At 63.8% G+C, this 13,381-nt stretch carries 12 protein-coding genes; 6 read left to right on the forward strand and 6 right to left on the reverse strand.

Annotated elements, in window-relative coordinates; translation table 11 throughout:
* The first annotated feature begins 175 nt into the window (after positions 1 to 175).
* The 6 genes from AC3WJM_RS06220 to AC3WJM_RS06245 all read left to right on the forward strand — a co-directional run bounded on the left by AC3WJM_RS06220 (position 176) and on the right by AC3WJM_RS06245 (position 6,514).
* Positions 176 to 931, forward strand: a complete 756-nt coding sequence (locus AC3WJM_RS06220; protein WP_253257461.1) for a carbohydrate ABC transporter permease — start codon at positions 176 to 178, stop codon at positions 929 to 931.
* Between the two features lie 5 nt (positions 932 to 936).
* Positions 937 to 2,019: a glycoside hydrolase family 130 protein gene (locus AC3WJM_RS06225; protein WP_059389407.1), complete on the forward strand. Its 1,083-nt coding sequence runs from the start codon at positions 937 to 939 to the stop codon at positions 2,017 to 2,019.
* A 55-nt stretch (positions 2,020 to 2,074) separates the two neighbouring features.
* Positions 2,075 to 4,159 carry a hypothetical protein gene (locus tag AC3WJM_RS06230; protein WP_492271404.1) on the forward strand — a complete coding sequence of 695 codons (2,085 nt, stop codon included), beginning with the start codon at positions 2,075 to 2,077 and terminating at the stop codon, positions 4,157 to 4,159.
* 24 nt (positions 4,160 to 4,183) lie between these two features.
* Positions 4,184 to 5,263, forward strand: a complete 1,080-nt coding sequence (locus AC3WJM_RS06235) for a glycoside hydrolase family 130 protein (protein ID WP_492271405.1) — start codon at positions 4,184 to 4,186, stop codon at positions 5,261 to 5,263.
* Positions 5,264 to 5,265: 2 nt separating this feature from the next.
* A complete protein-coding gene (locus AC3WJM_RS06240) occupies positions 5,266 to 6,153 on the forward strand; it encodes an N-acetylglucosamine kinase (protein WP_492271406.1) in 888 nt (295 codons plus the stop codon).
* Between the two features lie 148 nt (positions 6,154 to 6,301).
* Positions 6,302 to 6,514, forward strand: coding sequence for a hypothetical protein (locus AC3WJM_RS06245; RefSeq protein ID WP_059389402.1), 213 nt, complete (start codon positions 6,302 to 6,304; stop codon positions 6,512 to 6,514).
* Positions 6,515 to 6,601: 87 nt separating this feature from the next.
* Here AC3WJM_RS06245 and AC3WJM_RS06250 read toward each other — a convergent pair whose 3' ends face one another.
* The 6 genes from AC3WJM_RS06250 to AC3WJM_RS06275 form a co-directional block, all read right to left on the reverse strand.
* Positions 6,602 to 7,099, reverse strand: a complete 498-nt coding sequence (locus AC3WJM_RS06250) for an SRPBCC family protein (protein ID WP_284989888.1) — start codon at positions 7,097 to 7,099, stop codon at positions 6,602 to 6,604.
* Between the two features lie 13 nt (positions 7,100 to 7,112).
* Positions 7,113 to 7,445: an ArsR/SmtB family transcription factor gene (locus tag AC3WJM_RS06255; protein ID WP_441433267.1), complete on the reverse strand. Its 333-nt coding sequence runs from the start codon at positions 7,443 to 7,445 to the stop codon at positions 7,113 to 7,115.
* A gap of 56 nt (positions 7,446 to 7,501) precedes the next feature.
* Complete coding sequence (locus AC3WJM_RS06260) at positions 7,502 to 8,263, reverse strand: formylglycine-generating enzyme family protein (RefSeq protein WP_307053947.1); 762 nt, start codon at positions 8,261 to 8,263, stop codon at positions 7,502 to 7,504.
* Positions 8,264 to 8,268: 5 nt separating this feature from the next.
* A complete protein-coding gene (locus tag AC3WJM_RS06265) occupies positions 8,269 to 10,239 on the reverse strand; it encodes an ABC transporter ATP-binding protein (RefSeq protein WP_492271407.1) in 1,971 nt (656 codons plus the stop codon).
* Positions 10,236 to 11,969 (reverse strand): ABC transporter ATP-binding protein, encoded by a 1,734-nt coding sequence (locus AC3WJM_RS06270; protein ID WP_332602975.1) that lies wholly within the window; start codon positions 11,967 to 11,969, stop codon positions 10,236 to 10,238. Before AC3WJM_RS06270 ends, AC3WJM_RS06265 begins: the two co-directional genes overlap by 4 nt.
* A 189-nt stretch (positions 11,970 to 12,158) precedes the next feature.
* The gene (locus AC3WJM_RS06275) at positions 12,159 to 13,199 is read right to left on the reverse strand and encodes an LLM class flavin-dependent oxidoreductase (protein WP_332602974.1); all 1,041 of its coding nucleotides are present in this window, start codon (positions 13,197 to 13,199) and stop codon (positions 12,159 to 12,161) included.
* Between the last annotated feature and the right edge of the window lie 182 nt (positions 13,200 to 13,381).

The raw sequence follows: 13,381 nt of genomic DNA on the forward strand, positions 1-13,381 counted from the left end.
GCCACGTGCCGGCGCCTCCGAAGGAGCGACGCCCGAAGCCGATTCCAGTGCTGAGGCACCTGTATCCACGGCCTCCCGCAAAGGCAGTTCCGTGGCGAAGCGCAAGAACCTCGGCGTGGGCAGCTTCTTGCTGCTGGCCCTGGGAGCCTTCGTCTTCCTGTTCCCGTTCTACTACATGTTCATCGGCTCGCTGCAGACTTCCCCGGACACTTCGGTGGGCGGAGCTTTCCCTAGCCCGGCGAACATCACCGGCGAGAACTACAGCAACATCAACAACTCGATCGACCTGCTGAAAGGCCTGGTCAACTCGGGTATCTTCACCGGTGGCGTCATCTTCTTCACGGTGGTCTTCGGGCTCCTTGTGGGCTACGCGCTCGCCCAGATGCAATTCCGCGGCAAGGGGGTTGTCTTCGGAATGATGCTGCTGGTGCAGATGATCCCGTTCCAGCTCCTGCTCATTCCGCTGTACGTCATGATCGTGCGGGACTACGGACTCGCCGACACGTACCTGGGCATGATCCTGCCGTTCGCGATCAATTCCACCGCAGTGTTCGTGTTCCGTCAGTACTTCATGCAACTCCCCTCCACCTTGTTCGAGGCCGCCCGCATCGATGGAGCCAGCGAGCTGAGGATCCTTTGGCAGATCGCGATCCCCCTGGTCCGGCCCGCCATTGTCACCGCAATCCTGCTGACCTTCATCGGTCCGTGGAATGAGTTCCTGTGGCCGTTCCTCGTCACCAAGGACCAGGCCATCCAGCCCCTCGCCGTCTCCCTGGCGAACTACATCTCGAACATCGCCGCCACGGCATCCAACCCGTTCGGCGCCATCCTTGCCGGCGCCTGCGTCCTCGCGGCGCCCGCCGTCGCGTTGTTCATCTTCTTCCAGCGCCAATTCATTTCCACCAATATCGGTTCAAGCGTAAAGGGCTAAGCTCTATGACTTCCTCAACTTCAGCACTCCCCACCGTCCCGTTCACCCTCACCCGCGCCGGCGTCATCATGACCCCGGAGGACGGGAACGAGTTCGAAGCCGAAGGCGTCCTCAACCCGGCCAGCGGCCGCGGACCCGACGGTGAGCTGTACCTCCTGCCGCGCCTCGTGGCGAAGGGCAACGTCTCCCGCGTCGGGCTCGCCAAAGTGATCATCGGCGACGACGGCGTGCCGTCCGGCGTCGAGCGCCAGGGCGTTGTCCTGGCACCGGACGAAGGGTGGGAACGGGGCCTCAACAATGCGGGAACGGAAGATCCCCGCATCACCTGGGTACCGTCCCTCGGCCGCCACCTCATGACCTATGTTGCCTACGGACCGCTTGGTCCGCGCCTGGCCTTCGCCCATTCCGAGGACCTGCGCACCTGGGACCGCCTGGGTCCCTGCCATTTCGAGTACCAGGCGGACTTGTCCATGGACTTGAACCTGTTCGCGAACAAGGACGCAGTGTTCTTCCCGGAACCGGTCAACGATCCCGACGGCGTTCCCTCCTACGCCCTGCTGCACCGCCCCATGTGGGACCTCGGCTGGATCCGCGAGGGCGAAGGCGAGCACTTGCCCGCGGGCCTCGATGACAACCGCCCGGGTATCTGGATTTCCTATGTCGCAGTTGCCGACGTCGAGAAGGACATCCGCAACCTCGTCCACATGCGCAAGCACAAGCTCGTGGCCCTGAGTGAGTTCCCTTTCGAAGAACTCAAGATCGGCGGCGGACCGGCACCTATCCGGGTCGACGAGGGCTGGCTCCTGATCTACCACGGCGTTTCCGGATCGATGGAAAAGTCCGCCTTCGACCACCAGCAGAACGTCAACTACACAGCCGCTGCGATGATCCTCGACAGTGACGATCCCTCGATCGTCATCGCCCGCAGCGACAAGCCGCTCCTGGCACCGGAAACGGAAGACGAGATCTCGGGAATCGTCCCCAACGTCGTTTTCCCCACGGCGATAGAGAAGATCGGCGAGCAACTGTTCGTCTTCTATGGCATGGCTGATTCGAAGATCGGCGTGGCACGCCTGGACCGCGCGTAAAAGCAGTACCGCTTCACTAGTCCAGCCCTTCTTCCACGCCCCCTAGGAGTTAGACATGACACCTCCCCTTGTTTATGCACGGCTGAAATCCGCCCCGGTGGCAGTTGTTGCAACGCTGTCGATGCTCCTGGCCGGGGCAGGCGTGGCCTCGGCGACGCAGCCGGTTCCGGCCGCTGCGTCGCAGGCGCCGGCCGCGGCACCGCAGGCGCCGTTGACCAACCTGTCCCACCTGAATTTCCTGCTGGACATCGTTCCCCTGCATGCCGTGGAGGGCCACACGACGTACCAGATCGGTGAACATCCCGCGGCACAAGCACCGTGGACGTACGCCAACAAGAATGCCGACGGCAGTTACACGCGGGTAGGCGGAGGTTCCAAGGACCCGGCCACGGGCAACTGGAGCCAGGGAGCCTTCAACGCGGACGACATTGCGCGCACCGCCGTGGTCTACTTGCGCCATTGGCAGCAGACCGGCGATGCCTCGAGCCGCACCCGCGCCTTCGACCTGTTGCGCGAGCTGACGTATTTGCAGACAACATCCGGCCCCAATGCCGGCAACGTGGTCTTGTGGCAGCAAGCCGATGGCACACTGACGCCGAGCGCCAAGCCTGTGGAACTTCCCGACCCCAGCGACTCGGCCGAGTCCTACTGGCTTGCCCGGACCGTGTGGGCGCTGGGCGAAGGGTATGCGGCGTTCAAGTCTGCCGATCCCCAGTTTGCCGCCTTCCTGCAGTCCAGGCTTGATCTCGCCGTCGGGTCCCTGAACAAGCAGTCGCTCGCCAAGTACGGGAAGTACGACGTTGCCGACGGTGCCAAGGTCCCTGCCTGGCTGATCACCGGAGGGGCGGACGCCTCGGCGGAAGCCGTGCTCGGACTCGCCGCCTACTCAAAGGCCGCGCCCGACGACGGAGCTGCCGCCACCGCGCTGAACCAGCTCACCGAAGGTGTCGCCGGGATGTCCTCGGGATCAGTTCAGCAGTGGCCCTTCGGCGCAATTCTTCCGTGGATCCAGTCCCGGACACTCTGGCACGCTTGGGGCGGAATGGCCGCGGCCGCCGTCGCGAACGCGTCCCCGGTACTGCATCGCCCCGATCTGTTGACGGCTGCCGTGAAGGACTCCGCCCAATTCACTCCGCAGCTCCTCGCCGCCGGTGGACCGGACAATGCCTGGAGCCCGACCCCGGGTGAGGCGCAGATAGCCTATGGCGTGGACTCGCGGGTCGAAGGACTCGTGGCGACCGCAAGAGCCGCTAATGCTCCCGGCCTGCTGGACGTCGCGGCAGTTGCTGCCGGCTGGTACTTCGGTGCCAACCGCAGTGGAAAGCCCGCCTACAACCCGGCAACAGGTACCGCGATCGACGGCATCGAAACCGACGGACGCGTCAACCCCAACTCCGGGGCGGAATCCACCATCCACACGTTGTTGTCCATGCTCGCCTTGGACGCCAATCCGGAGCTCAAGGCCAAGGCCTTGGGGATCAGCAGCACCGTGGGGACGGACGGACTCAAGGTGGCCGAGGCCGAGACCGGCACCATCAGCGGCGGCGCAGTCGTCAAACCCGCCTCCGCATGGACCGGTGAGGCGAACTGGTCCGGCGGCGCATACGTCGCCCTCAACGCGGGCGGCACCCTGAAGATCACGGTCCCGGTCTCGGACCAGGCACGGAACGCATACCCGATCGTGAACCAGCGCCCGGAAGCCGCCGGCACGACGTCGTGGACATCCGGGACCACATTCCTCGGCAGCACGCCCAACGGTGGCGCCGGGGAGCAAGGCATCACGGCAGCTCCGGGCAAGCTCTTCCCGTTCTCCCTTGACCACGCAATCCCGGCGGCCCAGGACAGCCTGACCGCCAAGGCCGGAAGCGACGTGTCGATCGACGGCGTGCTGCTGCAGCCGCAGATTTCCTCGGTTTCCGTCTCCGGTTCCGGAGGCCAATCGACCCTGTACATCAGCGCGGCGACGGGAAGCACCGATCGAAAAGTGGACATGCCCCAAGGGTTCCATTTGAGCCAGGAGGCCTTTGACGCTTCCGGCCAGCCCGTCACACCGGGCCCAGACCAGAACGGCGCCGACCACTCCGGCCGCGTCACTGTAGCCCCGGGTGGATTCACCTGGGTAACGCTGGTCCGCAACTGACAGTTATCACCACAGGAAGAACCCATGCAGAAAATCACCAAAGAAGCCTTGCTCCACAGCTACGAGGGAGCACTCACGTTCAGCAATCCGCTGACCGACACCATTTCTACCGACCAGTTTTCCGCCGCGTATCCCGAGCACCCGGAATGGGCGGTGGGCCCGTTCCGCAAGGACGATTCCCTGACGTTCCGGCAAGTCCAGGACTGGGCCGATCCGACCGGCATCGGCTGGACCGCGGATTCAATCTTCAATCCCTCCGTCATGGAGCGGGACGGCAAGCTCTACCTCTTCTACCGCGCATCCCCCCGCAAGGAATCGGTCTCGAGCCGTATCGGCGTCGCCGTCTACCATCCCGAAACCGGGTGGCAGGACAGCCCCTCCAATCCGGTCATCTACCCCACCCAGGACAATGAGATCCTTGGCTGCGAAGATCCCAAGGTGTACCACGCCAATGGCCGCTACTACATGTTCTACAACGGGATCTGGACGATCGACCGCAGCGAGGAGCAGGCCGGCCAAGACCCGGATGTCTATCCCCTGGGCAACGTCGGCTGCGACATCAATGTCGCGGTGTCCGACGACTTGATCCACTGGGAAAAGCTCGGCCTGGCTGTCCCTTACGAGGTTTCGCGGTTCTGGGCGAAGGGGGCGGTCATCCCCCGGAACGCCCAGGGCGACGCCGTCAAGATCGGTGGGCACTACCTGATGTATCTGTCCGAGGGCTGCGGGGGGACCACGCATGTGGGACGGTCCACGGACATGGTGAACTGGACGTTTGAACCGCAGGAGTACCTGGACCTTGGGCCGCTGGGCGGCTCACTGCACGAAGTGGCTTGCGCCATTGTCGACGACGGCGGCAACCCCGGGACCGACGGTGGCAAGCTGGTCCTGGACTTCTTCTATGGCGACACAGACGGCCAATTTTCCGCAGCGCAGGCGCTCTACGACGTGAACGAACCGTTCACCCAGAAGGCGATGCACAGGGGAGGCTCGCTGGCTTGGGGCGGCCTGCTCAAGTTCGGCGGAACCTGGATGTTCGCCCAAGGCTGGGATGCCCCTTCGGGATCGCGGGAGATGTATTTCTACCGGGCAGACCAGGGCTAAGAGTGACGCACCCCAGCACCCTCGGCGCGGTCGTAGGTTTGGACATCGGCGGTTCGAAGACGCGCGGCATCAAATGGCTGAATGGCACCGCCGTCGCCGATACTTCCGGCGGCAGCGCCAATGTCCAGAACGTGAGCCGTGCCGAGGCCCGCCGCAATCTGGAGGGCGTCTTCGCCACCCTCCAGGGAGGGTCCGTTGCGCGGGTGGTGGTTGGTTCCGGAGGGATCGACACCCCCGAAGATGCGAACGCGCTGACGGAACTGATCCAACCATTGGCTCCCGACGCCGTCGTCTCCGTTGTCCATGACACGCGCCTGCTGCTGGCGGCCGCAGGTTGCAGCACGGGAATCGCCGTGATCGCCGGCACCGGATCCGCGGCCTGGGGCACTAACGGCGAGGACGAGGCGCGCGCGGGCGGCTGGGGCTACTTGCTTGGCGACGAAGGCAGCGGATACTGGTTCGGTCGAGAAGCGGTGAGGTACAGCCTCGAACGCATGAACAGCGGCCTGCGCCCGGACGAACTGACGAAGGCGCTTATGAAATCTTGTGGACTCCTCGGCCCGGAAGGTTTGATCGCCCTTTTCCATGGAGACGCGGGACGCGAGTTTTGGGCGTCGAAATCACCGATTGTCTTCGAGTGCGCGGCCTCGGGGCATACCGCTTCCTTGGACATGATCCTCCAGGCAGGGGCCGATCTTGCCTCGTCGGCGGCGAAATGCGCTGGGCAATTGAACATCGAGGGGCCCATCGTCCTTGGCGGTGGCCTAGGGATGAACCAGCCCACTTTGCAGGCGGCCATGCGGATAGCCCTTGCTGCCCGGGGTCTCCACACTCTGCAGGTTCTGACCCAGGATCCGGTCTTCGGCGCTCTGCATCTTGCGTCCCACTAGGCACCGCTGTGATGAGTCTCACTAGCAACAAACGCCGTTCTGGCTTGAGCCGTCCGCGCCTCGCTGTGCACTATGGAAAAGCTGTACGGCGGCCTTCGCACTGGCGCGATGGCCGGATATCCGGATTCATGAATGGAAGCACTGAACAATGACGTTTGAAACTGCCGACTCCGTAACCCTCAAGATTTGGGACCGCTCAACCACCCACCACACGCTGGACGCACTGGTGCACGACTTCTCGGTGCGCCACAACACCTCCAAGGCCAGCATCGCGGTCACCTGCAGCGGGCCCAACACCTTCACTGTCAGCCTGACCGGCAGCGCTGCCAAGGCCACGTCCTTCGACGCGCAGTCCCTGTAACGGCACCTTCGAGGCGCGAAGCGACGACGACGGCGGGAGTCACCTCCCGCCGTCGTTCGCTTTTCCGGGCCTGTTCGAAGTGAAGGGTCAGGCGCGGGAGTGCTCCGAAAGGAGCGCGTCGATCTGGCCGGCGGCCTCCTTCATTCCCTCTTCCATACCCATGTCGATCATCTTCTTCATCTGTTCTTCTGATTCGAAGATGGACAGGATGGTCATGCGGGTGCGGTCGCCTGTCTCCTCGATGGTCACGATCGCGTGGCCGGCACCTATCTCCTCGACGGGTGCGCCATTTTCGTCGGCAAAACCGTCGTCGAACTCCAGCCTGTTCGGAGCTTGGACGGACGTGATGCGCCACCAGCCGCGGGGCTTCTCGCCGTCGGGACCCGTCATGTAATAGCTGGCCTTCCCGCCCGGCTCGAACTCGTACTGCTCGAACGTGGCCGGCCACGTGGGCGGACCCCACCAGCGCTCAAGCTGGCGCGGGTCTTCCCAGATTTGCCAGACCTGTTCGGGGCTGGCATCGAACTCAGCGACGAGGGTCAAGGTCAACGCTTCGGGATTCTGGGTGGAACTGATAACCGTCATTGCGGAACCCTTCCTATTTTTCGGCGAGGATGTCTGCGATCCGATCGACGCGCTGCCGCCAGATCGCCTCGTACTCATCGAGCAGCTGGCGGGCTTTCTGCAAGCCATCATGGTTACCCCGCACGATCTGCTCCCTTCCACGCTTCTCCTTCGTTACAAGGGAGGCGCGCTCCAAAACCGCCACGTGTTTCTGGACGGCGGCGAAGCTCATGGCGTAGAGGGCAGCCAAGCCGGACACTGAATATTCCCCGACAGTCACCCGCCGGACGATATCCCGGCGCGTGGCATCGGCAAGTGCCTGGAACAGGCGGTCAAGTTCGGTGTCGCTGAGCTGATCTACAACCATTTGGTTGTAGGATATTCCGATGGCGGAGGGGTGTCAACGGGCATGGATACTTTGCACTAGTCGAACTTCAGCGGAGTCCAGCCGAACGGAATCGGGCCGCGTACTCTTGCCCGGCTTCTATCGGCTTCGTCCGACCAACCCTGCCCGGACTTTGCCATTGGTGCACCACAGGCGCCCCGAGCCACCCGGAAGCCCACGTCTTCCAAGACGGCATCAGGAGCACTGCCGCGCCGCACCGACGCACGCACATTCCAGGCGTCGTCAGCCCAGCCACCGCCACGGAATGCCCTGTAGTCGCCGTATCTCGCGGGATCCGCATAGTCCCAGCACCATTCCCAGACATTGCCGAGCGTGTCGTAGGCGCCGAACCCGTTGGGAGCTTTAAGCGCCCCGTCACTGGGCGCGGACAGCCCATCCTTCGCGGTCCAGGCAATCTCATTGAGCGGACCATAGTGCGGGCCAACCGATCCGGCACGGCATGCGTATTCCCATTCCGCCTCTGTGGGCAGCCGGTAGCCGTTGGCCGCGACGTTCCATTCGACATTTCGTCCGGTGCGGGCATAGGCCGGGCTGATGCCTTCCGCTTCAGATGCCGCATTGCACCAGTCGATGGCCTCAAGCCAGGTGACACCGTGTGCCGGCGCGTTTGGAGAGTGACCACGGCTGGGGTCATTCTTGACCCCGGCAAACTCGGCTCGAGTGACCGCTGTCCTTCCAATCTCGAAGGCGACAAGGTCCACCGAGTCGGTGCGGCCGCTGCGCGCGTCCCGGAGTCCAATCTGCCCACCAGGCAGGCTGAGGAGGTCTGGCGGCTTGATGAGCCTCAGACCTCCGCCACCGGCGCCGCGAACTGGGCTTCGTAGAGCCGCGAGTACGCGCCACCGGAGGCCAGCAGCTCCGCATGGGTGCCCTGTTCCACAATCTGCCCGGCCTCCATCACCAGGATGAGGTTGGCGTCGCGGATCGTGGACAGGCGGTGCGCGATCACAAAGCTGGTCCGGTCAGACCGCAGGGCATTCATGGCCTTCTGGACCAGGACCTCGGTCCGGGTGTCCACGGAGCTCGTGGCCTCGTCCAGGATCAAGACCGACGGACGGGCCAGGAACGCCCGGGCGATGGTGAGCAACTGCTTCTCACCGGCGGAAACGTTGCTGCCCTCGTCGTCGAGCACTGTGTCGTAGCCCTCCGGGAGGGAGTGGACGAAGCGATCTACGTACGTTGCTTGTGCCGCCTCCAGAATCTCGGCTTCGGTGGCGTCGGGCCGTCCATAGGCGATGTTGTCCCGGATGGTCCCGCCGAACAGCCAGGTGTCCTGGAGTACCATGCCCATCCGCGAGCGCAACTCGTAGCGGGACATCGAGGCGACGTCGACGCCGTCGAGCGTTATCCGCCCGGCGTCGAGCTCGTAGAAGCGCATCATCAGGTTCACCAGGGTGGTCTTGCCCGCCCCGGTTGGCCCGACGATCGCCACAGACTGGCCGGGCTCGGCCACCAGGCTCAGATTCTGGATCAATGGCTTGTCCGGCGAGTAGGAGAAGGAAATGTTCTCGAACACCAAGCGTCCGCGCGTCACCTCGGGAACAGCGGAGGGCTCAGGATCAGCGCTTTGCTCCTCGGTGTCGAGCAGCGCGAAGACCCGCTCGGCGGACGCGACGCCGGACTGAAGCAGATTGGCCATCGACCCAAGCTGGGCCAGGGGCTGCGTGAACTGCCGTGAGTACTGGATGAACGCCTGGACATCGCCCAACTGCATGGCGCCCGAAGCTACCTGAAGGCCACCCACTACGGCGATCCCCACATAGACGAGGTTGCCGATGAATGTCAGTGCCGGCATGATCAAGCCGCTGATGAACTGGGCGCCGAAGCTGGCCGAGAACAGTTCTGCGTTCTTCTCGCGGAAGCGCTCCTCCACTTCGCGCTGGCGGCCGAACACCTTCACGAGCGCGTGGCCGGTGTAGGTTTCTTCGATCTGGCCGTTCAGCTCGCCGGTGTTCTTCCACTGGGCCACGAACAGCTTCTGCGAGCGCTTGGCAATCAGCACGGTGGTCACGAGCGTCAACGGCACTGTGACCAGGGTGATCAGCGCCAGGATCGGCGAGAGCAGGAACATCATGAAGATGACGCCGGCCACTGTCAGCAGGGACGTGACTGCCTGGCTGATGGACTGTTGGAGGCTTTGCGAAATGTTGTCGACGTCGTTGGTCACGCGGCTGAGCAGTTCACCACGCTGCACTGAATCGAAATAGCGCAGCGGGAGCCGGTTGATTTTCGCTTCGATCTGCTCGCGGAGCCGGTACACGGTTCGCTGCACGACGCCGTTGAGCACGTACGCCTGGATCCAGCCGAACGCTGAGGCCAGGACATACAGGACCAGCACCCACAGCAGGATCGAGGACAACGCCCCGAAGTCGATTCCGACGCCGGGAGTCAGGTCCATGCCCTTCAACATGTCCGCTTTGGCGCCCTGGCCGGAAGCGCGCAGCCCGTCGATGACCTGTTGCTTGCTTACTCCGGCGGGAAGCTGCGTGGAGACGACGCCGGCGAAGATCAAGTTGGTGCCCTCGCCGAGAAGCCGGGGACCGATCACGGACAGCGTCACGCTGGCCACGGCGAGGAAGAGGACCAGGGTCAGCCACAAGCGCTCGGGCCGCAGCGTACCCAGGAGCCGCTTGGCCGAGGGCAGGAAGTTCATGGCCTTTTCGGCCGGGATGCTCATTCCCGCGAACGGTCCGCCACGGCCTGGTCCCATCGGGGGACGCTGCGGGCGGTTGGCGGTGCCTGCTGTGCTGCTCATGCCGCCTCCTCCGCTGCCAGTTGCGAGGAAACTATCTCGCGGTACGTTTCGGAAGTCTCAAGCAACTCTTCGTGGGTTCCGCGCCCCACCAGCCGCCCGTCGTCGAGCACCAGAATCTGCTCGGCGTCCGCGATGCTGGACACCCGCTGCGCAATGATGACCATGGTGGCGCCCGAAGTGTGGCGCTTGAGTGCCTGGCGAAGCCTGGCATCGGTGGCAGTGTCCAGCGAGGAGAAGGAGTCGTCGAAGATGTAGAGCTCGGGCTGCTTCACGAGTGCCCGGGCGATTGCCAGGCGCTGCCGCTGACCGCCGGAAACGTTGGTGCCGCCTTGCGAGATCGGAGCGTCAAGCCCGCCTTCCATCTCCTCGACGAAGTCCTGGGCCTGCGCAATGGAGAGGGCCCGCCAGAGTTCTTCCTCGGTGGCGTCGGGCTTGCCATAGAGCAGGTTGCTGCGCACCGTGCCGGAGAACAGGTAGGGCTTTTGCGGGACCAGCCCGATGTGCCCCCACAAGAGGTCCGGGTGCAGTTCGCGGACGTCGACGTCGTCGATCCGCACCGAGCCGCTGCTCGCGTCGAAGAGCCGTGGCAGCAAGTTCACCAAGGTGGTCTTGCCCGCGCCCGTGCTGCCGATGATCGCCGTCGTCTGGCCAGCGCGTGCCCGGAAGCTGATGCCGCTCAGGACGGGCTGCTCGGCACCCGGGTAGGCGAATCCGACGTCGAGCAATTCCAGCTCGCCGCGGCCGGCGGTCTCCGTCACCGGGTTCGCGGGAGGCCGCACGCTCGATTGGGTCTCCAACACCTGCCCGATGCGGTCCGCCGACACAGCCGCACGCGGGATCATGACGGCCATGAACGTAGCCATCATGACGGACATGAGAATCTGCATGAGGTAGCTCAGGAAGGCGATCAAGGTTCCTACCTGCATGGATCCGTCATCGATCCGGAACGATCCGAACCAGATCACGGCCACGCTGGAGACGTTGAGCACCAGCATCACCACCGGGAACATGAGGGCCATGAGCCGCCCTGCGCGCAACGCCATCTCCGTGACGTCCCGGTTCGCGGAGGCGAAGCGTTCCGTCTCCATGTCCTCGCGCACGAACGCACGTACCACGCGGATGCCGGCGAGCTGTTCGCGGAGCACCCGGTTCACGGTGTCGATCCGGACCTGCATCTTGCGGAACAGCGGAACCATCCGGCTGACAATGAGGCCCACCGCAACGAGCAGCACGGGGACGCTCACGGCAATCAGCCAGGACAACTGCGCATCCTGCCGGACGGCCATGATGACCCCGCCGATGCTCAGCATGGGCGCCGCCACCATGAGGGTGCAGGACATCAGGACGAGCTGTTGGACTTGCTGCACGTCGTTGGTGGAGCGGGTGATCAGCGAGGGAGCGCCGAAGCGGGTGACCTCCTGCTCGGAGAACTCCCCCACCCTGGTGAAAATGGCCCCGCGCAGGTCCCGCCCCAGGCCCATGGCGGCTTTCGCGCCGAAGTACACGGCGGTGATCGAACACGCGATCTGCAGGAGGGTGATGAGCAACATGAGGCTGCCGGTGCCCAGGATGTACCCGGTATCCCCCTTGGCCACGCCTTCGTCAATGATGTCGGCATTCAGTGTGGGCAAGTACAGCGACGCGATGGACTGCGCCAACTGGAAAATGACGACGGCGATCAGTAGCCGCCGATGTGGCCGCAGGTACTGAACGAGAAGTTTCCAGAGCATCGTTCTCCAACTCACGTAGTGATTCGAAGGCCAGTCTACGACTGGTTGCTGGGGGCAACTAGAGCTTTCCCTCAGGGCGAAGCGTGGCGGGCGATCAGGTGCAACCCTCGCTCAGATATGGGGCCCCTTTCCCCAACCCTCGCTCAGATATGGGGCCCCTTTCCCCAACCCTCGCTCAGATCGTGGGGCTTACCGCGCAAGAGCAACGCCGATCTCGCGATTCACTGCGGGGATGATTTCGGTGGCCAGGAGCTCGATGGACCGCGCCGTCTCGGCGAAAGGCAACCCGCCGAGACCGACCTGAGCCAGATACCGCGTGTTACCGAGGGCGCTATGAATTTCCAGTAGCTTTTCGACGAGCTGTTGGGGGCTTCCCACAAGCAGGCCGCCACCCGGTTCGGTCCATTCATCGAAGGTGTTCCGCGGGAAATGGTCAACTGGCCGGGGCATGTTCTGCTCGAAGTAGGCGCGATAGTAGGGGTAGAAGGTGTCCCGTGCCTGCTGCGACGTCGGCGCCACATAGAAATGGCCACCCGCGCCGACTGGCAGGGCGGCACCGTCGTGTCCCGCGTCTTCAGCGGTCTCCCGGTACAGTTCCACGAACCGGCGGAATCGTGCCGGCCCGGACAGCAGAGCGATAAACAACGGCAGGCCCAACCGCCCCGCCCGGACGAAACTCTGCGGAGTACCGCCCACGCCCACCCAGATGGGCAACTTTTCCTGGATCGGACGCGGCGCTATGTCCATCCCGGAGACGGTTTGGGTCAAGCTTCCCTCCCAGCGAAGGTTGTCGTTGTCACGCAGCGCGAGCAACATGTTCAGCTTCTCTTCGAACAGCTCGTCATAGTCCTCCAATCTGTGGCCAAACAAGGAGTACGACTCCACAAAGGCGCCACGGCCGGCAATGATCTCTGCCCGCCCGCCCGAAATTAGATCCAGCGTGGAGAACTGCTCGAAGAGCCGGACAGGGTCCTGGGTGGAGAGAACCGTGACGGCGGTGCCCAGCCGAAGGTTGGTGGTTTCCCGAGCGATGGCCGCGAGCACCATTTCCGGGGCAGAGAGGGCGAAATCGTGCCGATGATGCTCCCCCAGGCCCAGGAACGATAGTCCTGCCTGCTCGGCAAGCTTCGCCAGCTCAATGATGTCCTTGACCCGCTGGTGCGGTGACAGGGAGGCTCCAGTCTTGATGTCGCGGGATAGCTCACCGAAAGTGAAGATTCCAAAATCCATAATTAATTGAACATTCAAGTATTTGGATTCATTCCCTAGCCGTTAGTGAGCGAGCGTCCGCAGCAACCCCCACATACGTGAGCGAGCGTCCGCCGCAACCCCCACATACGTGAGCGAGCGTCCGCCGCAACCCCCACATACCTGAGCGAGCGTCCGCCGCAACCCCCACATACCTGAGCGAG

The sequence above is a fragment of the Arthrobacter sp. FW306-1B-G06A genome (assembly GCF_058781765.1).